This is a genomic window from Achromobacter sp. FW305-C-28, from assembly GCF_058783235.1.
Genome location: NZ_JBYSYL010000009.1, coordinates 156,498 through 181,108, shown reverse-complemented (window position 1 = coordinate 181,108; position 24,611 = coordinate 156,498). Strand labels below are relative to the sequence as shown.

23 protein-coding genes are annotated in these 24,611 nt (G+C 64.3%); 16 read left to right on the top strand and 7 right to left on the bottom strand.

Annotated elements, in window-relative coordinates; all coding sequences use genetic code 11:
* The first annotated feature begins 8 nt into the window (after positions 1-8).
* From AC3WMR_RS21650 to AC3WMR_RS21625, 6 genes are read left to right on the top strand one after another with little or no spacing between them, the layout of a single operon-like run.
* On the top strand, positions 9-1,367 hold the full coding sequence (locus tag AC3WMR_RS21650; protein ID WP_492264888.1) for an acyclic terpene utilization AtuA family protein: 1,359 nt from the start codon (positions 9-11) through the stop codon (positions 1,365-1,367).
* Between the two features lie 10 nt (positions 1,368-1,377).
* Positions 1,378-1,764 (top strand): AtuA-related protein, encoded by a 387-nt coding sequence (locus tag AC3WMR_RS21645; protein ID WP_492264887.1) that lies wholly within the window; start codon positions 1,378-1,380, stop codon positions 1,762-1,764.
* Between the two features lie 3 nt (positions 1,765-1,767).
* Positions 1,768-2,529: an SDR family NAD(P)-dependent oxidoreductase gene (locus AC3WMR_RS21640; protein ID WP_492264886.1), complete on the top strand. Its 762-nt coding sequence runs from the start codon at positions 1,768-1,770 to the stop codon at positions 2,527-2,529.
* A gap of 29 nt (positions 2,530-2,558) precedes the next feature.
* Entirely contained in the window at positions 2,559-3,785 is a 1,227-nt protein-coding gene (locus AC3WMR_RS21635; RefSeq protein ID WP_492281588.1) for an acyl-CoA dehydrogenase family protein, read from the top strand.
* A 17-nt stretch (positions 3,786-3,802) separates the two neighbouring features.
* Positions 3,803-4,858 carry a phosphotransferase gene (locus tag AC3WMR_RS21630; protein WP_492264883.1) on the top strand — a complete coding sequence of 352 codons (1,056 nt, stop codon included), beginning with the start codon at positions 3,803-3,805 and terminating at the stop codon, positions 4,856-4,858.
* 9 nt (positions 4,859-4,867) lie between these two features.
* Complete coding sequence (locus tag AC3WMR_RS21625; protein ID WP_492264882.1) at positions 4,868-6,532, top strand: AMP-binding protein; 1,665 nt, start codon at positions 4,868-4,870, stop codon at positions 6,530-6,532.
* A gap of 17 nt (positions 6,533-6,549) precedes the next feature.
* On the opposite strand, the gene AC3WMR_RS21620 is transcribed toward AC3WMR_RS21625, so the two are convergent.
* The gene (locus AC3WMR_RS21620; protein WP_492264881.1) at positions 6,550-7,083 is read right to left on the bottom strand and encodes an AAA family ATPase; all 534 of its coding nucleotides are present in this window, start codon (positions 7,081-7,083) and stop codon (positions 6,550-6,552) included.
* 173 nt (positions 7,084-7,256) lie between these two features.
* Here AC3WMR_RS21620 and AC3WMR_RS21615 point away from each other — a divergent pair, with 173 nt between their 5' ends.
* Together AC3WMR_RS21615 and AC3WMR_RS21610 are read left to right on the top strand one after the other, a co-directional pair.
* A complete protein-coding gene (locus tag AC3WMR_RS21615) occupies positions 7,257-8,018 on the top strand; it encodes an SDR family oxidoreductase (protein ID WP_492264880.1) in 762 nt (253 codons plus the stop codon).
* Between the two features lie 121 nt (positions 8,019-8,139).
* Positions 8,140-9,501: a Fic family protein gene (locus AC3WMR_RS21610; protein ID WP_492264879.1), complete on the top strand. Its 1,362-nt coding sequence runs from the start codon at positions 8,140-8,142 to the stop codon at positions 9,499-9,501.
* Positions 9,502-9,513: 12 nt separating this feature from the next.
* On the opposite strand, the gene AC3WMR_RS21605 is transcribed toward AC3WMR_RS21610, so the two are convergent.
* Positions 9,514-10,020: a hypothetical protein gene (locus AC3WMR_RS21605; protein WP_263912746.1), complete on the bottom strand. Its 507-nt coding sequence runs from the start codon at positions 10,018-10,020 to the stop codon at positions 9,514-9,516.
* A gap of 52 nt (positions 10,021-10,072) precedes the next feature.
* Positions 10,073-10,837: a sulfite exporter TauE/SafE family protein gene (locus AC3WMR_RS21600; RefSeq protein WP_492264878.1), complete on the bottom strand. Its 765-nt coding sequence runs from the start codon at positions 10,835-10,837 to the stop codon at positions 10,073-10,075.
* A gap of 114 nt (positions 10,838-10,951) precedes the next feature.
* Here AC3WMR_RS21600 and AC3WMR_RS21595 point away from each other — a divergent pair, with 114 nt between their 5' ends.
* The 6 genes from AC3WMR_RS21595 (at position 10,952) to AC3WMR_RS21570 (ending at position 18,217) form a co-directional block, all read left to right on the top strand.
* Positions 10,952-12,283, top strand: coding sequence for an aminotransferase-like domain-containing protein (locus tag AC3WMR_RS21595; protein ID WP_492264877.1), 1,332 nt, complete (start codon positions 10,952-10,954; stop codon positions 12,281-12,283).
* Between the two features lie 111 nt (positions 12,284-12,394).
* Positions 12,395-13,279, top strand: coding sequence for a phytanoyl-CoA dioxygenase family protein (locus AC3WMR_RS21590; RefSeq protein ID WP_492264876.1), 885 nt, complete (start codon positions 12,395-12,397; stop codon positions 13,277-13,279).
* A gap of 29 nt (positions 13,280-13,308) precedes the next feature.
* Entirely contained in the window at positions 13,309-14,550 is a 1,242-nt protein-coding gene (locus AC3WMR_RS21585; protein ID WP_492264875.1) for an ATP-grasp domain-containing protein, read from the top strand.
* Positions 14,551-14,590: 40 nt separating this feature from the next.
* A complete protein-coding gene (locus AC3WMR_RS21580) occupies positions 14,591-15,688 on the top strand; it encodes an N-acetyltransferase DgcN family protein (RefSeq protein ID WP_492264874.1) in 1,098 nt (365 codons plus the stop codon).
* Positions 15,685-17,013, top strand: coding sequence for an ATP-grasp domain-containing protein (locus tag AC3WMR_RS21575; RefSeq protein ID WP_492264873.1), 1,329 nt, complete (start codon positions 15,685-15,687; stop codon positions 17,011-17,013). The genes AC3WMR_RS21580 and AC3WMR_RS21575 overlap by 4 nt, the downstream gene beginning before the upstream one ends.
* A gap of 40 nt (positions 17,014-17,053) precedes the next feature.
* On the top strand, positions 17,054-18,217 hold the full coding sequence (locus AC3WMR_RS21570) for an NAD(P)-dependent malic enzyme (RefSeq protein WP_492264872.1): 1,164 nt from the start codon (positions 17,054-17,056) through the stop codon (positions 18,215-18,217).
* Between the two features lie 98 nt (positions 18,218-18,315).
* On the opposite strand, the gene AC3WMR_RS21565 is transcribed toward AC3WMR_RS21570, so the two are convergent.
* The 4 genes from AC3WMR_RS21565 to AC3WMR_RS21550 form a co-directional block, all read right to left on the bottom strand.
* The gene (locus tag AC3WMR_RS21565) at positions 18,316-18,588 is read right to left on the bottom strand and encodes a response regulator transcription factor (protein ID WP_492264871.1); all 273 of its coding nucleotides are present in this window, start codon (positions 18,586-18,588) and stop codon (positions 18,316-18,318) included.
* Between the two features lie 235 nt (positions 18,589-18,823).
* Positions 18,824-20,170: a 3-phosphoshikimate 1-carboxyvinyltransferase gene (locus AC3WMR_RS21560; protein WP_492264870.1), complete on the bottom strand. Its 1,347-nt coding sequence runs from the start codon at positions 20,168-20,170 to the stop codon at positions 18,824-18,826.
* 132 nt (positions 20,171-20,302) lie between these two features.
* Complete coding sequence (locus AC3WMR_RS21555) at positions 20,303-21,055, bottom strand: hypothetical protein (RefSeq protein ID WP_492264869.1); 753 nt, start codon at positions 21,053-21,055, stop codon at positions 20,303-20,305.
* A 414-nt stretch (positions 21,056-21,469) separates the two neighbouring features.
* On the bottom strand, positions 21,470-22,861 hold the full coding sequence (locus tag AC3WMR_RS21550; RefSeq protein WP_492264868.1) for an MFS transporter: 1,392 nt from the start codon (positions 22,859-22,861) through the stop codon (positions 21,470-21,472).
* A gap of 307 nt (positions 22,862-23,168) precedes the next feature.
* On the opposite strand from AC3WMR_RS21550, the gene AC3WMR_RS21545 reads away from it, so the two are divergent.
* Both AC3WMR_RS21545 and AC3WMR_RS21540 read left to right on the top strand, forming a co-directional pair.
* Positions 23,169-23,879: a FadR/GntR family transcriptional regulator gene (locus AC3WMR_RS21545; RefSeq protein ID WP_492264867.1), complete on the top strand. Its 711-nt coding sequence runs from the start codon at positions 23,169-23,171 to the stop codon at positions 23,877-23,879.
* Positions 23,863-24,447, top strand: a complete 585-nt coding sequence (locus AC3WMR_RS21540) for a cysteine hydrolase family protein (protein ID WP_492264866.1) — start codon at positions 23,863-23,865, stop codon at positions 24,445-24,447. Before AC3WMR_RS21545 ends, AC3WMR_RS21540 begins: the two co-directional genes overlap by 17 nt.
* Positions 24,448-24,611 lie beyond the last annotated feature (164 nt).

Below are 24,611 nucleotides of genomic sequence, written 5' to 3'. Positions count from 1 at the left end.
AGAACAACATGAACAAGCAGACAGCTACCCTGCGCATCGGCTCGGGCGCCGGCTGGTGGGGAGACCGCATCGATCCGGCCCGCTGGAACGCCGAACGCGGCGACCTGGACTTCCTGTGCTTCGAGACCATGGCGGAAGCCACGGTCTCGGCCGCCCAGGTGCGCAAGCGCCGCGACCCCGCGTTTCCCGGCTACGACACCTGGCTGGACGACCGCATGCGGGCGGTATTGCCGCACTGCATGAAGCGCGGCACCCGCATCGTGTCCAACCAGGGATGGATCAATCCGCGGGGTGCGGCGCAGCGCATCGCCGAACTCTGCGCCGAAGCGGGCTGGAAGGGCGCGCGGGTCGCGGCGGTCAGCGCCACGGACCTGAGCGCCAGCATCGCGGCCAGCGGCGTCGAAATCATGGAAACCGGCACGCCCGTCGCGACGATCGCCGACCGCCTGATCTCGGCGGAACCCTATGCCGGCGCGGCCGCCATCGTCCAGGCGTTGAACCAGGGCGCCGACATCGTCGTCACCGGCCGGGTGGCCGATCCGTCGCTGTTTCTCGCGCCGATGATGCATCACTTCGGCTGGCGCGAAGACGACTGGGCCAGGCTGGGGCAGGGCAGTGGCATCGGCCATCTGCTGGAGTGCGGCGCACAAATCACCGGTGGCTATTTCAGCGACCCTGGCTACAAAGACGTGCCCGAGCCCTGGAACCTGGCCTTCCCCTATGCGGACGTGCAAGCGGACGGCACTGCCGACATCGGCAAGGTCGCCGGTACCGGCGGCTGCATCGATCTGCGCACCGTGAAAGAGCAGATGTTCTACGAAGTGCACGACCCGGCCCGCTATATCACGCCGGACGTGGTGGTGGACTTCACCGGCGCCCGCCTGGCGCAGACCGGCCCGGACCGTGTCCGCGTCAGCGGCATTGCCGGACATCCCCGCACGCCCACGCTGAAGGTCTCGCTGGGCTGCACCGAGGGCTACATTGGAGAGGACATGTTCTTTTTCGCCGGCCCGGGCTGCCTCGACAAGGCGCGCCTGGCGGAAACCATTCTGCGAGAACGCCTGCGCATCGTCGGTCTGCGCGCCGACGCGCTGCGCATCGACTTCATCGGCGTCAATGCGGTGCACGGCGCCGCGTCAGTGCCCGCTGGCTGCGAACCCGCCGAAGTCGCCGTGCGCATCGCCGCGCGCAGCGGCTCGCGGGCCGAGGCCGAGAAGATCGGCCGCGAGGTAGACGGCATGGCGGTCTGCGGACTGGCGTCCACCGGCAAGCGCGTGCCGCATCAGGAACGGGTGCGCGAAGTGATCGGCCTGTGGTCCGCGCTGACGCCGCGCGAATCCGTGCAATGCAGCATCGATTTCGTCTGAAGGAGCCGCCATGCGAGTCACTTTGCGTCAAATTGCGCACACGCGTTCCGGCGACAAGGGCAACACCTCGAATATCGCGGTGATCGCCTACGAGCCGGATTTTTACTCCTACATCAAGCAGTCGCTCACCGCCCGCGCCTTGCGCGGCGTCTACAACGAACAGGCGGTGCAGGGCCCCATCACCCGCTACGACGTCGACGGCCTGGGCGTCTTGAACTTCGTGCTGGAAGGCGCGCTGGGCGGCGGCGTTTCGCGCAGCCTGGCGATCGACAACTACGGCAAGTCCCTGGCCAGCGCCGTACTGCGATTCGAACTGGACATACCGGACGAGCTGTCACCGCTGCTGCGCGGACCGCGCAAAGACCCGATGCCCGCGTCCCGAACCCAAGGAGGCTAGCCGATGTTTGAAGACCTGAAATCCAAGACTGCCCTGGTCACCGGCGCCTACAGCGGGCTGGGGCGCCACTTCGCGTTGCGTCTGGCCGAAGCCGGCGTGCGCGTGGCGCTGTGCGGCCGCCGCACCGAACTGGGGCAGGACCTGGCGCAAGACATCCGTGCCCAAGGCGGCCAGGCCTGCGTCGCGGGCATGGACGTCACGCAGGCCGACAGCGTGCAGGCGGCGTTCGAGCAGATCGCGGGCGCACTGGGGCCGGTGGACATCGTCGTCAACAATGCCGGTGTCGCCATGACACGCGCCGCGTTGGACATCTCAGAGGACGAGTGGACGAGCCTGATCGACGTCAACCTCAACGGCGCCTGGCGCGTCGCCCAATGCGCGGCCCGCCATTTCCAGAAGCACGGCCGGCCGGGCGCCATCATCAACATCGCGTCCATCCTGGGTCAGCGCGTGGCCTCGCATGTTGCCGCCTACACCGCGGCCAAGGCCGGCCTGCTGCATCTGACCCGCGCGCTGGCGCTGGAATGGGCGCGCCACGGCATCCGCGTAAACGCGTTGGCGCCGGGGTACATCGGCACCGACCTGAACCGCGCGTTCTTCGCGACCCCGGCCGGCGAGGCCTTGATCAAGCGCATCCCGCAACGCCGCCTGGGCCGCATGGCAGACCTGGATGGCCCCTTGTTGCTGTTGGCCTCTGATGCGTCCGCCTACATGACCGGCGCCGTCATCGACGTCGACGGCGGCCACCTGACCAGTTCGCTTTGAGCCGAATTTCCCATTCCGGAGACCTGACGATGGACTTTTCCCTGCCCCCTGACCTGGAAGACTACCGCTTGCGGGTACGCGCGTTCGTTGACCGCGAACTGATCCCGCTGGAGGCCGACCGCAGCCACTACGATGCCCACGAGAACATCGATGAGGCCGTACTGGACGGCGTGCGCGCCAAGGCGCGCGAAGCCGGCCTGTGGGCCTTGCAGATGCCGCGCCGGCGCGGCGGCCAGGGCCTGCCCATGGTCGGCCTGGCCGCCTGCTACGAAGAAATGAACCGCTCCATCTTCGGCCCGGCCGCCTTCAACGCCGCCGCGCCCGATGACGGCAACATGCGCGTGCTGGCGCAAGTTGCGCGCCCCGACCAGCAAGACCGCTGGCTGCAACCCATCATCGACGGCAAGGTCCGTTCGTCCTTCGTCATGACCGAACCCAGTCCGGGCAGCGGCTCGGACCCGTCCATGATGCGCACCACCGCCACCCGCCGCGGCGACAAATGGGTCATCAACGGCCGCAAGTGGTTCATCACCGGCGCTGGCGCGGCGCAGCACTTCATCCTCATCGCGCGCACGTCCGACGATCCGCGCAAAGGCCTGTCCGCCTTCCTCTTCGATGCCAGCCAGCCGGGCTGGCGCATCGAGCGCCGCATTCCCATCATGGGCCCCGAGGAACACGGCGGCCATTGCGAGCTGACATTCGACGGGCTGGAAATTCCCGACGAGAACCGCCTGATGAACGTCGGCGATGGCCTCAAACTCACGCAGATCCGCCTGGGTCCCGCGCGCCTCACCCATTGCATGCGCTGGCTGGGCCTGGCGCGTCGAGCGATGGCCGTGGCCGTCGACTACGTGGCCGAACGCAGCAGCTTCGGCCAGAAGCTGGCCGACCGCGAGGGCGTGCAGTGGCTGCTGGGCGACGCGGCCATGCAGATCGAAATCGGCAGGCTGCTCACCATGCGTGCGGCAGCCCGGCTGGACCAAGGCGACTTTGCCCGCAAGGAAATATCCATGGCCAAGATCGTCGTATCCGAAACCCTGCACAAAGTGGTCGACACCGCGCTGCAGTTGAACGGCGCCCGCGGCTACTCCAAGGACACCCCGCTGGAATGGATCTACCGCTACGCCCGCCAGGCCCGCCTGGTGGACGGCGCGTCGGAAGTGCACAAGATGGTGCTGGCCCGCCACCTGATGGACCAGGGCGACGCGTTCTGGGGCTGGGACGCGGCTGATGCCCCCCGCAAGGCCTTGGTATGAGCCAGGCCGACATGAGCATGCCTCATCCTCCGTCCGAGACCGCCCAGGCGCCGGCCTGGCTGCCCGCGCTTGCCGCCTACCTGTCCACGCACGGCCTGGGCGCCGCCGACGGTCTGCGCGCGCGCCCCCTGACGGGCGGCCAGTCCAACCCCACCTACCTGCTCCAGGATGCATCGGGCCTGCGCGTCCTGCGCAAACAGCCGCCCGGCGCGCTGCTGCCGTCGGCCCACGCCGTCGATCGCGAATACCGCGTCATGGCCGCCTTGGCCGACACGGCCGTGCCCGTGCCGCGCATGCTGCATTACTGCACGGACGCCAGCATCGTGGGCACGCCGTTCTACCTGATGAGCTACGCAGAAGGGCGCGTTTTCATGGACCCCGCGCTGCCTGGCCTGGCGTCCACCGAGCGCGCCGCCCTGTACGCCGAGACCGGCCGCGTGCTGGCCGCGCTGCACGCCGTCGACCCCGCCGCGGTCGGACTGGCCGACTACGGCAAGGCAGGCGACTACTTCGCGCGTCAGGTCACGCGCTGGACGCGGCAATACCGCGACACCGAAACCGGCGCCATCGACGCCATGGACGCGCTGATCGATTGGCTGCCACGGCATATGCCCACCGACGACCAGACTCGCCTGGTGCATGGCGACTACCGCATCGACAACCTGGTGTTCCATCCATCCGAGCCCCGCGCCATCGCCTTACTGGATTGGGAACTGTCCACACTGGGGCATCCACTCGCCGACCTGGCCTACCACTGCATGTGCTGGCGCATTGCACCGACACTGTGGCGCGGCATCGCCGGGCTGGATCTGGCGGCCCTGGGCATACCGGACGAAGCCGAATTCGTCCGCGCCTATTGCCAGGCCCGTGGCATCGAGCCGCCCGCCAACTGGGACTTCTACCTGGCCTACAGCTTCTTTCGCATCGCAGCTATTTTGCAGGGCGTCTATGCCCGCGCCCAGGCCGGCAACGCGGCCGCCGCCGACGCCCTGGAAATGGGCGCGCGCGTCGCGCCCCTGGCCGAGCTGGGGTGGGCCGCCGCACGGCGCGAAGACGCGCGCCTGGCCGCCTAGGAGAGCACCATGACCGCCATCGCCACACCGCAGCCGTCCCCGGGAACCCCGCCGGAAGACCTGCCCCGCAACCCCGCCAATCACCGCGCGTTGACGCCGCTGGGCTTTCTGCAATGGGCCGCCGCCGTCTACCCCGACCGTGCGGCACTGCTGCATGGCGACCACCGGCAAAGCTGGCGCGCCACCTACGACCGTTGCCGCCAACTGGCCGCGGCGCTGAGCGCCTGGGGCGTACAGCGGGGCGATGTGGTGGCCGTGCTGGCGCCCAACGTGCCGGCCCTGTACGAGGCCCACTTCGGCGTGCCCATGGCCGGCGCCGTGCTCAACGCCCTGAACACCCGGCTGGATGCGGCTACGCTGGCCTTCATCCTGCAACATGGCCGTGCCAGCGTCCTGCTGTTCGACAGCGAATACGCCGACCTGGTGCGCGAAGTGCTGGGGCAGCTTGCCGCCCCGCCCCGCACCGTGCGCATCCAGGACAGCGAATACCCCGGCCCCCACGGCACCCTGGGCGATGCCGAATACGAAGCCTGGCTCGCCGCCCAGCCGGCCGACGCCCCCTGGCAAGCGCCGCAAGACGAATGGGACAGCCTGTGCCTGAACTACACCTCGGGCACCACCGGCAACCCCAAGGGGGTCGTCTACCACCACCGCGGCGCCTATCTGAACGCCACCGGCAACGTCCTGTCCTGCGGCATGCCGCCGCACGCCGCCTACCTGTGGACCCTGCCGATGTTCCATTGCAACGGCTGGTGCTTTCCGTGGACCCTCGCGGCGCTGGCAGGCACCAACGTCTGCCTGCGGCGCGTCGAGCCGGCCGCCATCTTCAACGCCATCCGGCGCCATGGCGTCGGCTTCTTCTGCGCCGCGCCGGTCGTGCTGAACATGCTGATCAACGCCCCCGCCTCGGTACGTCACCGCGCCGCGCATCGCGTACAGGCCATGACCGGCGGCGCCGCGCCGCCCGCCGCGGTCATCGAGGCCATGGAAGAACTGGGCATCGGCGTCACCCATCTGTATGGCCTGACCGAAACCTACGGCCCGTCCATCAGCTGCGCCTGGCACGACGAATGGGACGATCTTCCCCTGCAGCAACGCGCCTCGCTCAAAGCCCGCATCGGCGTGCGCAAACTGAACGTCGAGGCGGTGCAGGTCGTCGACGCCCACATGCAGCCCGTACCGGCCGACGGCGCCTCGCTGGGCGAAATCGTGCTGCGCGGCAATACGCTGATGAAAGGATACTTGCGCAATCCCGCCGCCACCGCCGAAGCCTTTGCCGGCGGCTGGTTTCATTCCGGCGACCTGGCCGTGGTGCATCCCGACGGCTACATCGAGATCAAGGACCGGATCAAGGACATCATCATCTCGGGCGGTGAAAACATCTCGACCGTCGAAGTCGAAAGCGTGCTGTATCGCCACCCCGACGTGCTGGAGGCCGCCGTCGTGGCCCGGCCTGATCCGATCTGGGGCGAAACCCCCTGCGCCTTCGTCACGCTGAAAGACGGCGCTACCAGCAGCCCGCAAGACATCGTCGACTACTGCCGTGCACATCTGGCGCGCTTCAAGGCGCCGCGCTCCGTCGTGTTCGGCGCCTTGCCCAAGACTGCCACCGGCAAGATACAAAAGTTCGTGCTACGCGATCAGGCAGCTGCGTTGCCCGAGATCCAGGCCTGAAACCTGGCGCGCCAGACCTATGGCAGGCGAAAGCGGCCGCTCTGCACTGCGCCGCTGATTGCCTCGCAGGTTTGAGCGACGTCCAGCGCGGCCACCGGCAACACATGGCCTTCCAGCGCGCCCAACTGCACAAACTGCTGATGCAGCGCCGTGATCGGCCCCGGGTCGGACAACGCATCGCCCCCTCGATCGCGGCAGCGCCGGATCGCCTCGTCCAGCGCAGGGCGCAGCACGACGTAGTGCACCACGCACGGCACATGGCGAAAGGCATCGAGAAACCACGGTCCCACAATGCCATCCAGCAACACGAAATAGCCGCCCTGTGCGTACCGCGCCGCGGCCCCCGCCAGCACGTCGATCACGACCGCGTTCTGTTCGTGCGCATCCGCCTGCCACGGCGCAATCGCGCCGGCCTTGATAGCGTGCCAGAAGTCATCGGCGTGCAAATGCACCTTGGGGCAGCCGGGCCGCTGCGCGAGCCGGCTCGCGGCCGTGGTCTTGCCCGCGCCGGGCGGGCCGGTAAGGATCAGGATCTGCGCGGGGTTGAACATAGAGCGCTCCGTTATGGCGGGTCAGACTTGTTGCGCCGTGTGCCGGCGCCAACGCATCGCTTCAAACGCATTATTCTATGTCCGGGCATCCCATCCCTTTGCAGGCGCAGGCCGGCCGCGCGCGGTCCGTTTCGGCGCTATGCCTTGTTTCATCATTCCCCGAGGTTCTTGCCATGACAGCCACTACCCAGGCCCCGTTGATCCTGATCACTGGCGGCAGCCGCGGCGTGGGCGCCGCCACCGCCCGCCTGGCCGCCGAACAGGGCTACGACGTCGCCATCAGCTACGTCTCGAACGCGTCCGCCGCGCATGACGTCGCCGCGCACATCGAAGCCCATGGCCGCCGCGCCCTGGCCGTGCGCGCCGACAGCGCCGACCCCGAACAGGTCACCCAGCTGTTCGCCGCTATCGACCGCGAATTCGGCCGCCTCGACGTGCTGGTGAACAACGCCGGCATCATCGCGCAGCAGTCACGGCTGGAAGACCTGGGCTACGAACGCATGCAACGCATCTTCGCCGTCAACGCCATCGGCCCCATCCTGTGCGCCCAGCAGGCCATCAAGCGCATGTCCCACCGCCACGGCGGCGCGGGCGGGGCCATCGTCAACGTGTCATCAGGTTCGGCGCGGCTGGGCAGCCCCAATGAATACGTCGACTACGCCGCATCCAAAGGCGCGCTGGAAACCTTCACCATCGGCCTGGCCAAGGAAGTCGCGCGCGAAGGCATCCGCGTGAACTGCGTGCGCCCCGGACACATCTACACCGAGATGCACGCCAGCGGCGGCGAGCCGGGCAGGGTGGACCGCGTCAAGGATTCGATCCCGATGGGGCGCGGCGGTCAGCCCGAGGAAGTGGCGCGGGCGATCCTGTGGCTGGCGGGCGCGGAAGCGTCGTTTGTGACGGGGACGTTTTTGGATGCGACGGGGGGGAAGTGAGGGGGCAAGTCGGTTCGAATCAGCCCAATCCTACCCCTTTTAGCTCATTTCAGCTCAAATTGTGAGCTGAAATGAGCTAAGTTGAGCTAAATTAAGCTGATTCCAATCCCAGGCCTTTGCCATGACCGACCGCGAAGACATCCTCAAGCTTCTCCTTGACCAGCGGCAGGCGGCTTCGCCAGGGCTCGGTTCGCGCGAGATCGCCGACAAGATCAACGTCAGCTGGTCCACCGCCAAGCGGCAACTGAATGCCCTGATCAAGGCGGGCTTGGTGTTTCGCGACGGCCAGACCCGCGCGACACGCTATCGAATCGTGGAAGCGCCTTCGACCTCGGCGACCGGCGCTGAGGCCTCACCCGCCAGTCCCACAACCGAGGCTGACACAGTGCGCTGGTCCAACAATGGCCAAGCGTTGTTGGCCCGGCTCCAGCAACCCCTCGCCGCCCGTGCACCCGCCGGATACCAACGCGCATTCGTAGAGGACTATGTTCCGAACCAGAGCGCGCTGTTATCCCCGGCCGTGGCCCAGGCGCTGGCCGATGAAGGCAGAATGCGCGGTCGGCAACCGGCCGGCACCTACGCGCGCAAGGTACTTGAGCCGCTGCTGCTCGACCTGTCCTGGTCATCGTCACGCCTGGAAGGCAACCGCTATTCACTGCTGGCCACGCAAGAACTCTTCAAACGAGGAGCCGCTGGCGACGACCCCGATGCGGTGATGCTGCTCAACCACAAGGCGGCAATCGAATTCATGGTCGATGCCGTGCCCCAATACGGCCTGACGCCGGCCGTGATCGGCAATCTGCACGCGCTGCTGATGCAGGATCTGCTGGCCGATGCCGAAGGCCTGGGCCGCATCCGCCAGACCGTCGTCAACATCGGCGATACCACCTACGTGCCGTTGCAGGCGCCGATGCTGCTGCAGGAAATGTTCGATCTCATTGTCGAAAAGGCGCGGCTGATCAAGAACCCGGTAGAGGCGGCGTTCTTTCTCTGGGTGAACCTCGCCTATCTGCAACCGTTCGAGGATGGCAATAAGCGCACGAGTCGTCTGTCGGCCAACATTCCGCTGATGCTCTACAACTGCGCGCCACTGTCCTTTCTGGACGTAGAGGCGCAAGACTATGCCTACGCCATGATGGGCGTCTACGAAGACTGCGACGTGTCGCTCGCCGCGGATCTCTTCATCTGGGCGTATCGGCGCTCGATCCGCAAGTACGCCATACAGCTGGACGCCGTGGGAGTGCCCGATCCCGTACGGCTACGCTTTCGGGAACAACTGAACGAAGCGATCAGCCGTGTGGTCCGTGAACGCGAAACGATTGATGCCGCCATGGCGGCGTTGGGCTTGTCCGAAGACGATGCACAAGCCTTCCGTCCGCTGCTGGCGCAAGAGCTGCGCGTGCTGGGTCTGCACAACTGCGCCCGCTACAGGTTACCGATGGAGCAAGTGCAGCGATGGATCGACGCGGGTCGACCCTCGTAGCAACACCCGCACCTACTGTTCGTCCCACGACTGCGCATCATCCACCGGCCGGGGCAGAGATCCTTCCAGCGTCTGGGCGATCCAGCCCGGATCAATGTAATTCCAGGTGGATTCGATCACCCACGCCAGATGCTCTTCCGGTCCGCCATTGAGATACGGCGGTGGCGAAACCGGCTTGAACACGGTGGGTAATTTTTCCTGCACCGAAAAGTAGTTCAGTACAAAGCCCAGTTCCTGCACCACGCGCCAGGCCAGGGGATGCCCCGGCTCGATGGTCAGCTTGACCCACCAGTATGCGTCAGGCTGCACTTCGGAAGACGCCACACGTACGCCCGGTATGCGGCCCAGGTAATCCACCAGGCGAGGCAGATTGGCATGCAGCGGGCGTGGGTCGATGGCTTCGATCGGCGGGGTGATGCCTTCGAGCTTTCTGACGAGGTGAGCATGCAGTGTGCGATTGGCGTCTTGCGCCTCGCGCTCCAGGGCCTTTTGCAACTTGCCGGGCAGGTTCAGTTCCATGTCGGTTCCGTGATGGCATTCAGAAAATCGTGCGTGGATATTACACGCCGAGTTATCCCCAACTCATCGCCCCCGCCACCCCATCCCACAACAGCTTCGTCGCCGTCACCACCAGCAAGCCATAACAAGCCCGCACCATCTGCGCCTGATTCAGCCGATGGTGCAGCCGCCACCCCGCCCACACGCCAAAAAACGCCGCGGGCAGGCAGATCGCGACTAGCCCCCAGAACCCCGCCGTCAGTTCCCCCACCGCCAGCCAAGGCCCTGCCTTGAGCAGGTTGCCGAGGGTGAAGAACATGCTGGTCGTGCCGCCATACATCTCCTTGGACAGGCCCAGCGGCAACAGGTACATGGCCAGCGGCGGCCCGCCCGAGTGCGCCACCATGGTCGTGACGCCGGATGCACCGCCCGCCAGCAAGGCCTTGTTCCTGGACCTGGGCCGAGCAGTCACCACGGCCCCGCCGCGCCACCACAGCCAGGCAAAGAGCATGGTGGTGACCGCCATGAGAATCTCGACGAAATGCCGGTTCACGTGGCGCAGCACGAAATAGCCCGCCAACACCCCCACCAGCAACCCCGGCACCAGATACGCCAGGTCCGGCCGCGACCACGTGCGCGGACGCCAATAGCGAAACGCGTAGAAATCGGTCGCCACGAAGATCGGCGCCAGCAGGCTGCCCGCCTTGATCGGATCCATCACCAACGCCAAAAGCGGAATGCCGATGATGGCAAAGCCGCCGCCGAACGCTCCCTTCATGAAGCCGATGACGCCGACCGCGAGGACGGATACCGCGATGACCTGAAAACTGAAATCCATGATTGAGAACCACTGACGCTGACGATGGGATGCACGTCGCCACGTGCGTTGTGCAACGCCATCCTAGGCCCGATAATCAGCGCATCCAAATAATCGTCATGGATACGCTTTTCCATGCCTCTGTCCCGCTACAAAGAAGTGGTGGATCGCCTGGCGTCCGACATCCGCGCCGGCCGCCTGCGCCCCGGCACGCGCCTGCCCACGCACCGCGACTTGGCCGCCCGCGAAGGCCTGGCGCTGGCCACCGCCACCCGCGTCTATGCCGAGCTGCAAACGATGGGGCTGGTCAGCGGCGAATCCGGCCGCGGCACCTTCGTCAGGCAAGCGCTGCCGCGCGGCCACGGCATCGACCTGCGCGCCTGGAACGACGACACCACCGAACTCACCTTCAATTCCCCGACCCTGCCGGGCCAATCCGACCTGTACCGCACCGCGCTGCGCCGGCTAGCCGCCAAGGGCGATGCCGACGCGCTGTTGCGCTATCGGCCCCACGGCGGCAGCGATGCCGAACGGGCAGTCGCGGCAGCCCATATGGCGGCCCGAGGCGTACCGGCATCTGCGGACTCGACTTTGCTGGTCAGCGGCGCGCAGCATGGCTTGACCATCGCCGCGATGGCCTTGTTCGAACCCGGCGACGTGGTGGCCGTCGACGCGCTGACGTACCCCGGCTTCAAGCTGGCGGCGGAATTCTCGCGATTGGAACTGGCGCCCGTGCCGGCCACGCCGGACGGCATGGATCTGGATGCCTTGGCGGACCTGTGCCGCCGCCGGCGCGTGCGGGCGGTGTACACCATGCCGACCCTGCACAATCCGCTGGGCTGGGTCACAAGCCTGGCTTGGCGCGAGGCGCTGGCGGCGATCATCCGCCGGCAGGGATTGATATTGATCGAGGACGGCGCCTACGCCTTTCTGGCCGAACCTGCGCCGCTTCCGCTGGCGGCCTTGGTCCCCGAGTCCACGCTGTACGTGTCCAGCCTGTCCAAGAGCGTGGCCACGGGCCTGCGCGTGGGCGCCATCAGCGCGCCGCCTGCCTGGGTGCCGACGCTGGAACGCGCCATCCGCGCCACCACCTGGAACACGCCCGCCACCATGACGGCCATCGTCTGCGGCTGGATCGAAGACGGCACGGTCGCGCGGCTGGAAGCCGAGAAGCGGCGCGACGCCGCGCAGCGCCAGCGCATCGCCGCCGACATCCTGGACGGGCTTGGCCCGGTCAGCCACCCCACGTCCTACTTCGTCTGGCTGCCGCTGGCCCAAGAGGTGCGCGCCGACGCCATCGCGATGGCCTTGATGCGTGAGCGGATCTCGGTCTCTACCGCGCATCCCTTCGCCGTCTCGCACGTCCCGCACGCCATCCGCCTGGCGCTGGGGTCGGTCGGGCTGGATGAGTTGCGGCGGTCGTTGACAGCCGTGGCGCGGGTGGTGGCCGATCAAACCGATCGATAGCCCAGCTATACCTACGTCTATCTATTTGTCTGGAAAACCCGTCGATATGATGGGCACTCAAGGAACAGCATCGCCTTCTGCGTTGCTTCCTATCCGATTCGGGAGTTGCCCATGCCATATCACCTGTCCAGTGAAGAAGTCGCCGCTTTCCAGAACGACGGATTCCTTGTAGTGCAAGAATTGTTCGATGCTGCCTCGGTCGCATCCATGCGCACCGCGGTTGAAGCCATCATCTCCAACGTCACCGACCTGCGGCAGATCGCCGAGCTCGAACCCAGCGATGAAAAGGTCATTCGGCGAATCTGGCAACCCTCCAAGAAACACCAGACATTCCGCACCATCCAGGAAGACGCGCGCTTGCTCGACCGCCTGGAATCCCTGATCGGACCCGACATCGTCTTTCACCACGCGAAGCTGAATATGAAGGGACCGCGCGTCGGCTCGCCGGTAGAGTGGCACCAGGATTTCTCGTACTACCCGCACACCAATTCCAAGCTCGTTGCGTGCTTGACTTATCTGGACGACGCCACCGAGAACAACGGCTGTCTGCGCCTGCTGGCGGGTTCGCACAAGGCGTCCCTTTACGATCACACCGAGAACGGCGCCTTCCGCGGCAAGGTCAGTCCGTCGAATCTTCCGGCAAGCTGCCCCGAAGTGCTGGCCGAAGGCAAAGCCGGCACGGTCGTGTTCCTGCATTGCAAAGTCCTGCACCGGTCCGACGCCAATCGATCGGACCAATACCGCCGCGTCTTCATCCCCGCTTACCGTGCCGCCGATGCGCTGCCGATTTATTTCGGACCGCACGCCGCACACAACGAACCAGACGTTTATCTGCTGCGCGGCCATCACCGCGCCGAAGTCACCGTTGAAGGCGGTCGTTATCCGCTGCCGATCGCCGCCAAGGCATTCAACTCGCTCTATGCCTTGCAGCAAGGTGAGCATCTGCTCAAGGAAGATCTGCACACGCCCGCCAGCGGCTACGCGACTCACGTCTGAATCCCGGCAATTGAACAAAAGGAGAGGGCGTGAAACCGCATATCCTGGTGCTGAATCGATGGCCCCAACACCGGGGCGGCCCAAAGTGGGACCACGAGCTATGCCGCTACGACCAGATCATCCCGGCGCATTGCGACGTGTCTTACTTGTGTGATGCCGAAGGGGCAATCGGCTTGCCGACGCCAAGGCAAGCCACCCGGATGCGGGTGGTCGAGAATATCGGCGACGCCGTCGAAGCCATCACGCACGCCCGGCATCTGGCGGCAACGCATGGCCCCATCACCCATGTATTTGCCTGTTCCGAGTATCTGCTGGATACGGCGGCGCAGATCCGGTTGCAGCTGGGCATTGCCGGCCATACGCCCGAGCAGGCGGACCGCTTCCGTGACAAGACCACCATGAAAAGCATACTGCGCGCGGCGAATCTGCGGGTGCCCCAATGGTATGGGTGTCAAAGCCCCAAGCAGGTGATCAGGCATGCCATCGCGTTGGGCTTTCCGATGATCGTCAAGCCCATACGCGGCGCATCCAGCAAAGGCGTACGCAGAATCGATTCGTTAGCAGAACTCGAGCCGTTGTTGCGGGCCGATGACCTGGCCGGCAACGAGATCGAGGAATACATCGATGGCGAGATCCTGCATGTCGACGGCGTCATTGACCTGGCGGGAGATTGCCCCTTCATTTGCGTCAGTCGCTATATCTCGTCTTGCCTGGATTTCGAAAACAGTAGCCAGCCACTGGGCTCGGTCATCCAGCAAGACACACCCCTTTCCCGATCGTGCAAGACGTTTGCCTTGGCCTGCCTGCAGGCGCTCGAATTGCGCGGCTCCGCGTTTCACCTGGAACTGTTCCACCGCGAAGGCGAGTTGATTTTCCTGGAGGTCGGTGCGCGCGTACCGGGCGCCGATGTGCCCTATACGATCCATCGCGCTTTTGGCGTCAACCTGTTCCAACTCTGGATAGACGTGATGCTCGGAAGAACCGTCAAGCCGCGCGGGGCGTCCACATCCAGGGTTGCCGGTTGGATCACCTTTCCCCGGCCCCGTCCGTTGCCGCGAAAAGTCTTGTCGGCCAACTCGTTGATCGGAATCGTTCCCGGCCTGTATCGCGAGCTGATTCCCGTCGCCGATCAGTACCTGAAGGACACCGGCGGCGGATACACCCATATGCAAGGGGGTCGGTTCCTCGTGGAAGGGGACGATGAACACCAGGTGCTGGCCGCGATCGATGCGATCAAACAACAGTACGTACTGAAAACCCTACCTGCCTGAGCGCTCGCGCCGGCAATCACCTTTGCTTTGGGAGATGTACATGAAGACGCTTTCTCACGCCGAACTGCTCGCCAAGCCCTGCGTCGTCTTCGCGGAAGGCTGCTTCGGATTGTTCACCAGCAAAGTCGCTGCATCGTTCCTGCGCTTTCGGCCGGAAAACTGCCTGGCCGTCATCGACAGCACGCAGGCAGGCAAGCGCGTGCAGGACGTCATCGGCTGGGGCGGCGACATCCCGATCGTCAAGGACATCGAAAGTGCATTGGCGCTCAAGCCCGAAGTGTTGCTGATCGGCAAAGGGTTGCATTCCGCCCAGTTGCCTCCCGGTTGGAAGGCGCCGATCAAAACGGCTATGCAGAACGGCGTTCACATCATCAACTGCATCCATTTCCGCTTGCGCGCCGACGCCGACCTGATGCAGGCAGCCGAAAAGGGCGGCATCACGATCTGGGAAACCAAAGAGCCTGTGCCGCTCGAACTGAACAAGGCGCGGGTGCTGGACTTGCCATGCTTCGTCGTGCACACCTGCGGCAGCGATTCCAACATCGGCAAAAAGACCACCGGCCTGGAAATCACCCGGGAGGCCCAGCGCCGTGGAATCGCAACCGGCTTTGCAGCCACCGGCCAGACGGGCATGCTGATCTCAGGCACCGGCATCGTGGTCGATTGCATACCCAGCGACTTCGTCGCCGGCGCGGCGGAAAAGGTCGTTCTGGATGCGGCAGCGGGCAACGATTGGGTCGTGTTGGAAGGCCAAGGATCACTGAATCACATTGGCGCCAGTGGCATCGCCCTGGCGCTCTTGCACGGCGGGTTGCCGCATGCCCTGGTGTTCTGCCACCGGCTGGGGCTGGATCGCACCAAGGTCTGGAATACCCCGCTGCGACCGATTCCGGAATTGATCCGCCTGAACGAGCAACTGACTATCTTTGAAAGACCGGCAAAAGTCGTGGCCGTCAGCGTCAACAGCGCCGGATTCAGCGACGAGGACTACCGCAAGGAGGTCAGGAAACTCGAGCAGGAAACCGGCCTGCCCGTGGTAGACCCCTGCCGCGAGGGCGCTGCCGCGCTGGTGGATGCTCTGCAGGCCTATCAGAGCACCTTGCAACCTCGCAATCAAATGACCGAGGCCCAACCATGAAGGACGCCGTGCTGCTCCTGATGCACCAAGGCAACTCCTTCATCGCCGAGTTGCGCGAGCTGATGACGGCCCGTGATATTGCCCTGGTCGCCATCAGCTCGCAACCCGCGGACATGGCGACATGGGAACGCAACACGCGGCTGCTGGACGCCTGGATCGTCAGTGATAACGCTGAATTGTCGCGCCGGGAAGTTTCTGCGGCAGTGGCCCAACTGGAGCAGCACGGCTACAGGCCGCAGGCCGCCATTGCCACCTTCGAAGGCTACCGCGTCTTCATGGCGGAACTGAACCAGCAGTTCGGCGCACCCGACGTGCCACCGGCAGCGCTCGTACGAGCGCTGCACAAGCATCACTGCCGCGAGTTTCTATTGGCGCAGGGACTCAGCACGGCCGCCTGCCACCTGATTCCGGCGGGCTGCAGCGCCGATGCCGCGGGCCTGGAAAAAGACCGCAAGTGGTTCATCAAACCGGTGCGCGGCGCTGCGTCCTTCGGTTGCTTCATCCTTGAACACCGGGAAGACCTCGACGATGTTCCGGCCATGCAGGCGCAGATGGTCAAGGATGGAAAACTGGCGGCCATCTTCATGGGCCAGTACGACTTCTTCGCCGAGGAATACATCGAGGGTCCGGAATTCAGCTACGAGATCGTCGCGGCGGGCCAGCCCCGCGTCATCTGCATCCATGAGAAGGCGCGGGTCGAGCGACTGCGCAGGACGACGCTGGAGAGCATGTCGATATCCCCTCCTGTTTCGTTATCGGCCGACACGCTGCGGGAAGGCGGGCGCTTCGTGTCCGAATGCCTGGTTCGAATGGGCCTGACGCAGGGAGCATTCCACGTCGAGATGAAGTATTGGGAGTCCAGGAAGCGGTGGGAGATCATCGAGATCAACCCTCGCATGGGAGGCAGCCTGATCAACGCCAGCACCGAGCGCGCCACCGGCGCGTCCATTCTGGACCTGTGGCTGCGCACGTTGCTGGCCCGGGGGGCAAGCGCCATTGCGGCATTTCATGCGCATGCCGACACCGTGACGCAACTGGACCGGCTGGGTCAGGACGACCGCCGCGCAGTCGTATTCGTCAGCAAATACGGAGAAAAAGGCAGAACCGTGAACTCCATCGACTACGCCATGCATGGCCAAACGCCAGATCTGCTGGAATTCCATGTCACGCCCGGCACGCGCCTCGAAGACTCCGATCGCGCCATTTGCGTCATGGATGCGCTTTGGCAGGTCGACCGTGCCTCGTTGCCGGCCGCGATCGAATCCATCGACCGGCAGTCCGACGAGAACTTCAGCATTACCTATCTTGCCGACCAAGGCATATAAGTCACAAACGCCTTGCAACGACCGCGCTCAGGGGGAACTCATGATTGATTCATCGCTTGCGCTACAAGACCTGACCCACCCGGCATTCGACGCCCATCTGGGCGGCAAGCTCGAAATTCGCGGTCGCAAGCGCATCGAATCCCGGGAAGACCTGGCGCTGCTATATACGCCAGGCTTCGCCTATGTAGCGTCGGCCATTCAGCGCAATCCCGCGCTGCTGTCGCGCTATACGATGCGCCAGAATACCGTGGCCATCGTTACCGATGGCACGGCAGTGTCCGGCATCGGCGACGTCGGCCCGAAGGCGGCACTGCCCGTCATGGAAGGCAAGGCACTGATATTCGAGCGGTTCGCGGGCATCAATGCCGTGCCGATCTGCCTGGATACCAAGCGCACCGACGAGATCATCGACACCGTACGGCGGATTGCCCCTGGGTTCGGAGCGATCATGCTTGAAGACATATCCGCACCCCGCTGTTTCGAGATCGAGGACCAATTGCAGCGGCAGTTACAGATTCCGGTTCTGCACGACGACCAACATGCCACCGCCATCTCGGCAGGCGCCGCGCTGATCAATGCCCTCAAGCGGGTCGGCAAGCGTCTGGATAGGATAAAGGTGGTCATGGTGGGCACCGGTGCCGCGGGAACGGGCTGCGCCAAGATTTTCCTGGCCCTGGGGGTGAAACGGTTGATCGCCTGCGACCGCGCCGGCGCCATACATCGCAACCGCACCGACCTGAACGCGTCCAAGGCCTGGTTTGCGGCACATACCAACCCCTTGCATGAGACCGGCACCTTGCGCGACGTGATGGCAGGTGCTGATGTCTTCCTGGGCGTATCGGGGCCGGGCGTCATCACCCAGGAAGACCTGGCGCGCATGGCGCGCGATCCCATCGTGTTTGCACTGGCCAATCCCAACCCGGAGATTCTTCCCAGCGAGACCGCAGGCCTGGCCGCCATCGTCGCCACTGGCCGCAGCGACCTGCCGAACCAGATCGATGGCGGCCTCGCATACCCCGGTCTGTTCAGAGGGGCGCTCGACAGCGGCGCATCGCGCTTCAACGACGCGATGAAATGTGCCGCGGTCTATGCCTTGGCCGGATTGGTCGATGGCGCCATGCTGGATGCGGGATGCATCATCCCTGATATCTTCGATGAGCAGGTCATGCCGTCAGTGGCGGCCGCAGTCGCTGCGGCCGCATAGCGCCCCTTGCCAAGGTGGGGCGCGCCGGGCGCCCACCGGGTCCGGCTCGGGGTTCATGGCCGGCCTCGCATTCTGGTGCGTACCACTGCAGGCAATGCTTACTTGTTGGTCCCTTGCCGCAGCTTCGGCCCCTTAAAGCGCGCGCCACGCCGCCGCGTAGCCATGCTTTCCGCAGCGTGCTGCAGTTCAACACCTCGTACCGCCGCCATGGTCCGGTTGGTCACACCGAGCTTCTTGAACAGCAGGCCGATGTGCATCTTGACGGTCACCAGCTCAATGCCGAGCAGGTCCGCGATGGTCTTGTTCTGGTGACCGTCGATGATGTGTTGAAGAATCTCATGCTGGCGAGACGACAAGGAAATATAGGACATCCCCCCGTCATGGCGGCACGCCTTGTCCAGACTCGAGCCGCTAGCGTGCAACGCCCGCGGCGCAGGAAAATGTGGCCTGGCTTCGCTGACGCCACCTGGCCCGGTCTGATCGCCAGGCGCATCTTGGGACGTCCTGCGCGTATGAAGCTTGATGTTCCCAGCCACATTTATCTCCTGCATCGCCTTTGCGACATTTCAGTCGGATCGCAGGCACCGGCGTGGCGCCTGCGGCGTACTATTCATCAGTCGCTTCCAGGTAGTACTGCGTGACCGTCGCGCATTGAACACCCAGACTGCGGAACTGATCGATGAAATCCGGAAAGGAACAGATCACGTCCGCGTAGCCGTCCAGGTGGCAGGCCTGTTCGCAACGCAACGACGCGACGAACAGAGACATGAAGTTGCGATGATCGCCTCGACTGCTCAGGGCTACGCCGCCCCCATAGCTGGCCCGGCCGCGTGTGACGAAGCCGTCGACATGGCCCTCGGCGTTGTAGAGCACTTCGATGTCGGCGCCGAGCTTGCGAACCTCACCGATCATTGACTCCACCCTCGACGACTTATGGAAACGTGTCACGGAACCGCCCGTCACCGTAAACGCGCCGCGCACGAAGAGACTCAGTGCGACCAGCGTCGGAATGATGTTCGGGCCGTGGCTGACATCGAAGGCGTAGTTGCCTTCCAGCCGCGCGCCGCCGCTATCCACATGCAGCTTGTCGGCATCGTCGTACCGCAACCGCACGCCCAGCGCCTGGACGATGCCGGCAAAGAGCTTTTCGCCTTGCAGCGTTTCTGGCTGCACACCGCTGATGCGGTAGCGGCCTGGGAAGATCGCGCACGCCATCAACAGATAGGACAGTGACGTGTAGTCCGCATTGATGCGCGCTTCGAATGGGCGATAGGTGCCAGGTGCTACGACGTATTGCGTGTAATCGGTGTCGACGTGGACATCAAGGCCGCACTGGCGCATGGTGTCCACCGTTTGCGCCAGGTAGGATTGCGACAATACCGGTGGCGTGACGGTCAGGCTGACGCCGTGCCGCGTAAGCGGTGCAGCCATCAGCATCGCTGTGATGAACTGCGAGCTGATGTTCCCGGCCAGCCCGCAGTGCTTGCCCGTCAGAGACCCGCCCCAGTTGATCACAGGTGCCTTGCCTTCATCGGCGAGATAGGTGAAATTCGCACCAAGATGTCGCAGGCCATCGAACAGGGGTAGCATCACGCGACCACGTAAAGTCGCGTCGCCGGTCAGGATGGTCGGGGTGGCCTTCATGCAGCTCAACGCCATCATTGTGCGTAACACCAGACCTGAACCTTTGGCGTCAATCACTTCGACATTGGAGGCAAACTGGCCGCCCGTTCCGGTCACGTACAAGGCACCGTCGGCTTCCTCGATGCGTGCGCCGAGTTGCCGGCACGCGATCTTCATGGTCTCGGTTTCGGTGCAACGCAAGTCGTTGCGGATGATAGAGGTTCCATCCGCGAGCGTGGCTGCCAGAATCGCGCGCTGCGTTTCGGGCTTGGACGCCGGGACGCTCATTTGGGTCCCCAGTTCCTTGATCGGTTCGACGCGCAGGTACATACGTTCTCCACGTAAGTTGAAAGCTGGGCAGGTCCGGCAATACCGGATCTGACGCCCACAGAATCGTGAAAGCGCTGGCCGCGCCCGCATGCCCTCTGCCGGGCGGCCATGAACTATGCAGCGGGTGCCGTATCAGGCCACCGCTTTCTCCGCCGGCCTCTGTACCGTGTCTTCGTAGATCTCACGAAAGAACATCGCCAGGATGGCCTGGACGTCGTCGATGTACTTGAAGACGGCGTTGTAGTCGTCCTCGCTGAGAATGAGCTGGTTGAGTATCTTCCACATTTCCATGGAATGATCGTCGCGCGTGTCGACGGTCAGATGGGCTTCCTGGCCCTTGACCATTTCGTGGCCCAGCGTGGAGCGCAGGTTCTTCACAATGTCCGGCTGCAGCTTGGCCTGGGTGTATTCCACCAGGTAGTTGGACACCACCGGGGCCATGGGATGCTCGTGTTCCAGGGTGTAGTAGAAGAACCCCTCGAACAGCCGCGTCGACAGATAAGGCTCCGTCTTCATGACCTCCTGCATCGTCACGCCCGCCGCTTCGCAGTCATGGATATACAGTTTGTCATGCTGCATTTCGTCAGCCTGGTAATGCGCATAATCCTGCGCGGCCGACGGCGAGATCTGGGCAATCTTGTAGATGGCCTTGGACTGGCTGACGCGCGACAGGCGAATGCGCCAGATGTGCTCGATCAACGTGCGACGGTAGTACGCCATGTTGATGCTGGAGTCTTTCATATGTGAGGCATAGGGAATGGTCTGCCGCCACTCCTCCATTTTCTGGTCCAGATAGCGGTCGATCTTGGCCTTTCTCTTCAAGCCTTCCGCTTCGTTGAAGTAGGGTGCCGGATGTTGTATGCCGGAATGACGCACTCGATTCATGTGTAGCTCCGTGGGTAACTGGAGAAGCATCGTGGCGATGCAACGTTCTTTCACATAGACCGGCTGATTTCTTGGAGCAAACGTCGCCCACCACGCGCGCCCTTGAAGGGCGTGACAACGCGCGACGCTGTCCGTGCCGGGACGAGACTACGATCGCGGTGAAGTCAGCGTCATTCTCTGGTTGCGGGACACGCAGCAGGTTGGTGCGAGACAGGCACCGGCGGCAACGTTGCACACATGCTCGGGATGACTACTTTCTCCATTCGCATGTCACATAGTATTCATGTTGTTTGCATCGCAAAGCTATCCAAAGGTATAGGCATTCTCGTTGTCAGAGCGCGTTTTCCAGGCATTCCCGCCATGCGTTGGGCAGTTCATCGCCAAGCGATGTCGCCATAATTAGAATTTTCTGAATCACTCGTGAACCATCACTCTCAGGAAACTGACCAGGCAGGCAATGCCTGCGATCAATGCGCCAATCCATAGCGCCGCGGCGGCGGCGCCTTGCGCATCGACGGCAAAACATGCCGCCACCAGCGCGGCGCCTGTCGCCTGCCCGATCAAACGGGAGGTGGGAATGACGCCGCTGGCGGCGCCACTGCGCTCAGCCGGCGCGCTGGTCGTCAAGGCTTTAAGATTGGGGGCCTGGAAAAACCCGAAACCCGCGCCGCATACGGCCAGCCGCCAGATGATGTCGGCATCGGATGCATTGGCGGGCAGCAGTGCGACCAGGATCATGCCGATACACATCACCAGCAGTCCGCAGCCGCACAGCAGCGCCACCGGGCGGCTTTCGGACAGATAGCCCGCAATGGGCGCGACAACCGCCACGACGATTGGCCACGGCGTCAGCAACAGGCCGGTCTCGATACCCGAGCGCCCCAGGCCCATCTGGAAGAGAAAGGGCAGCGCAACCAGCGCCAACCCTTGCGCCGCGTAGGACAGCATGGAGGTCGCCACGGACATGGCGAACGGCGGTCGGCGCAGCAGGTCTATCGGCAACATCGGGGCGGGATGCGCACGTTGTCGGCGCAGCAATAGTGCGCAACATACTGCCGCGGCTCCCGCTTCGAGCAGGACACGCGGCCAACCGGCGTAGTGCGCCGCGTCGCCCAGCGCCAGCAACGCCAAGGCGAAAGCCGCGCCCAGCAATACGGCGGCGACGCCGTCGAAACCCAGAGATGCCCGAGTCGGCACGTTATGCGGCAACGTCCGCCATGCCATCACCATGGCCAATGCGCCCAAGGGGACATTGATCAGGAACAGCCAAGGCCACGTGCTGACCGCCAGCACCGCCGAGGCCATCGATGGCCCGACGACATAGAAGACCGCCACCGTGAACGCATTCAGCCCCTGTGCACGGCCCATCTGACTGCGCGGATAGATCAGGCGTATCAACGCAGTGACGACGCCCAGGATGCCCGATGCGCCGACGCCTTGCAGCACGCGCGCGGCGACCAGCATCGGCAGGGAATCGGCCAGGCCGCATGCCAGCGAGGCCAGCACAAATACCAGCAGCCCGTACTGAAAGACACGCCGGTGACCGACAAGATCGCCCAGCGCTGCGAACGGCAGCAATGTGGCAACCATGGCGATCTGGTACGCATTGATGATCCAGATCGAGGCGTCGGGCGTTGCGCGCAGATCAGCCGCGATCGTAGGCAACGCCGTGTTGGCGATGGAGGTGTCCAGCGTGGCGATTGCGCTGCCCAGGATCAGGGTCGACACCGCCCAGAGCCTTTGACGGCCCGGCAGGCCGTCGTGGGCCTGAGGGAGCGCCACGGTGTTATCAGAAGGGGACGACATGCGGGGCGGCTCCTGGGCGGTGTTTTTTGGCTATCGCCGACACGACCGGGAAGTCCTGTTGACGGGACGATTTGCTGTAAGGCTGTAAGACAGGATAGCAAGGCAAAAATGCGCGTGCATAGCGAAATGTCCGATTCTGATACTCGGGAAAACCCGAATCACGCTAAGGCCACGGCCCCAAGCGATATCATTGCCCCAGGGCAAATCCGTGAGCGCGGCGCGACCTTTGCCTTGCCATTGCCCGGCCTTGTGGGCCCCCTTTGTGGTTTCTGCTCAGGAAGGAAACATGCAAGTCATTGAGCGTCCCATGACCTTGGTCGACCAAGTGATTGCCGCGATACGGAAAGAGATCTCGGAAGGCAGGCTGGCGCCCGCCGCGCGTCTTCCCGCCGAACAGGAGCTTGCCAGGACATTGGGCTGCAGCCGTCCGGTCATCCGCGAGGCCATCTCCCAATTGAAGGCGGACGGCATCCTCGTCACGACCAAGGGCGTAGGCGCCTACGTCGCCGCCAACCCTGCCGGCAGCGTATTTCGTTTGCCGAGAGGCGAATCCTCGAACAAGGACCAGGCCCAGCTGTTCGAAATGAGATTCTGGATGGAGACTGCCGCCGCAGAATCCGCAGCCTTGCGACGCAAGCCGTCCGATCTGGCCAGGATGCGCGACGCCCTCAAGCGCATGGACCGGCACGCCGGCGATTATTCTGCCGCGTCCAAAGCCGACGTGGATTTCCACGCCGCCATCGCCGCGTCCACCCACAATGCCTACCTGGTCGCGTTCAGCAGCTTTATAGAAGGACAGTTGCTAAAAGCGCGCGAGATGGGGTGGAAGAACTCCGCCAAGCTCGCGGACGGTTCCCGACCCGCGCAAGCAGAGCACCAATTGTTGTTCCAGGCCATTCATGCCAAGGACCCTGCTCTCGCAAGAGCAGCGGCGGCTGCCCACTTGCTCGCGTCGGGTCGACGCATGGGACTCGATGTCCACAAACTGGAGGAGACCCGCCATGTCGCCACGCGCTGATGCCGAGCACGCCATCGAACCGGCAAAAACCGCCTTGCTGGTCATGCACTACCAGACCGACATCACCACGCTGTTCCCGTCGGTTGCCCCCACCTTGCTCGCCAACACGCGCCAGCTCTGCGACGCCGCGCGGCACGCCGGCATTGCCGTCTATTTCGCCAAGATCCACTTCAGCCCCGACTATCCCGAGGTCAGCCCGCTGAACAAGAACGGCCAGGGCATCAAGCAGATGGGCCTGTTCACCGACGACGAAATCTCGCCCGAACTTGGGCGGCAGATCCACGAACCCGTCATCATTGCCCACCGCGCCAGCGTGTTCTTCGGCACCGACCTGGAACTGCGCCTGTCCGCCCAGGGCGTCGATACGCTCATCATGGCCGGCATCGCGTCCACCGGCGTCATGCTGTCGTCCATCGCCTATGCCAGTGATGCGGACTTCCGGCTTTACACCGTCAAGGACTGTTGCTTTGATCCGGACCCGGTCGTGCACGAGCATCTGTTCGCCACGGCCTTCGCCTCGCGCACCCACGTGCTATCGCTGGATCACGCCTTGTCGTTGCTGGCCTGACAACGCGGCAACGCACACGGCTGCAACGCACGCTGACGCCCGCGGCCGGCAGCCGCCCGGCGATCCGTCAGCCAGGCTCATCAATTGCAGTCCGACACAATTGGCAAACTGCTGTCCGACGCGTAGCCGGGCGGCCCACTAACATGGCGCCGCACATTGCGCCC

Bases quoted from the DNA above. Each gene is read 5' to 3' on its own strand.
- AC3WMR_RS21650 (WP_492264888.1), top strand. From the start codon at position 9: ATGAACAAGCAGACAGCTACCCTGCGCATCGGCTCGGGCGCCGGCTGG.
- AC3WMR_RS21555 (WP_492264869.1), bottom strand. From the start codon at position 21,055: ATGAATCGAGTGCGTCATTCCGGCATACAACATCCGGCACCCTACTTC.
- AC3WMR_RS21625 (WP_492264882.1), top strand. From the start codon at position 4,868: ATGACCGCCATCGCCACACCGCAGCCGTCCCCGGGAACCCCGCCGGAA.
- AC3WMR_RS21640 (WP_492264886.1), top strand. From the start codon at position 1,768: ATGTTTGAAGACCTGAAATCCAAGACTGCCCTGGTCACCGGCGCCTAC.
- AC3WMR_RS21545 (WP_492264867.1), top strand. From the start codon at position 23,169: ATGACCTTGGTCGACCAAGTGATTGCCGCGATACGGAAAGAGATCTCG.
- AC3WMR_RS21630 (WP_492264883.1), top strand. From the start codon at position 3,803: ATGCCTCATCCTCCGTCCGAGACCGCCCAGGCGCCGGCCTGGCTGCCC.
- AC3WMR_RS21550 (WP_492264868.1), bottom strand. From the start codon at position 22,861: ATGTCGTCCCCTTCTGATAACACCGTGGCGCTCCCTCAGGCCCACGAC.
- AC3WMR_RS21580 (WP_492264874.1), top strand. From the start codon at position 14,591: ATGAAGACGCTTTCTCACGCCGAACTGCTCGCCAAGCCCTGCGTCGTC.
- AC3WMR_RS21610 (WP_492264879.1), top strand. From the start codon at position 8,140: ATGACCGACCGCGAAGACATCCTCAAGCTTCTCCTTGACCAGCGGCAG.
- AC3WMR_RS21565 (WP_492264871.1), bottom strand. From the start codon at position 18,588: ATGTCCTATATTTCCTTGTCGTCTCGCCAGCATGAGATTCTTCAACAC.
- AC3WMR_RS21605 (WP_263912746.1), bottom strand. From the start codon at position 10,020: ATGGAACTGAACCTGCCCGGCAAGTTGCAAAAGGCCCTGGAGCGCGAG.
- AC3WMR_RS21590 (WP_492264876.1), top strand. From the start codon at position 12,395: ATGCCATATCACCTGTCCAGTGAAGAAGTCGCCGCTTTCCAGAACGAC.
- AC3WMR_RS21570 (WP_492264872.1), top strand. From the start codon at position 17,054: ATGATTGATTCATCGCTTGCGCTACAAGACCTGACCCACCCGGCATTC.
- AC3WMR_RS21575 (WP_492264873.1), top strand. From the start codon at position 15,685: ATGAAGGACGCCGTGCTGCTCCTGATGCACCAAGGCAACTCCTTCATC.
- AC3WMR_RS21600 (WP_492264878.1), bottom strand. From the start codon at position 10,837: ATGGATTTCAGTTTTCAGGTCATCGCGGTATCCGTCCTCGCGGTCGGC.
- AC3WMR_RS21645 (WP_492264887.1), top strand. From the start codon at position 1,378: ATGCGAGTCACTTTGCGTCAAATTGCGCACACGCGTTCCGGCGACAAG.
- AC3WMR_RS21620 (WP_492264881.1), bottom strand. From the start codon at position 7,083: ATGTTCAACCCCGCGCAGATCCTGATCCTTACCGGCCCGCCCGGCGCG.
- AC3WMR_RS21560 (WP_492264870.1), bottom strand. From the start codon at position 20,170: ATGTACCTGCGCGTCGAACCGATCAAGGAACTGGGGACCCAAATGAGC.
- AC3WMR_RS21615 (WP_492264880.1), top strand. From the start codon at position 7,257: ATGACAGCCACTACCCAGGCCCCGTTGATCCTGATCACTGGCGGCAGC.
- AC3WMR_RS21540 (WP_492264866.1), top strand. From the start codon at position 23,863: ATGTCGCCACGCGCTGATGCCGAGCACGCCATCGAACCGGCAAAAACC.
- AC3WMR_RS21595 (WP_492264877.1), top strand. From the start codon at position 10,952: ATGCCTCTGTCCCGCTACAAAGAAGTGGTGGATCGCCTGGCGTCCGAC.
- AC3WMR_RS21635 (WP_492281588.1), top strand. From the start codon at position 2,559: ATGGACTTTTCCCTGCCCCCTGACCTGGAAGACTACCGCTTGCGGGTA.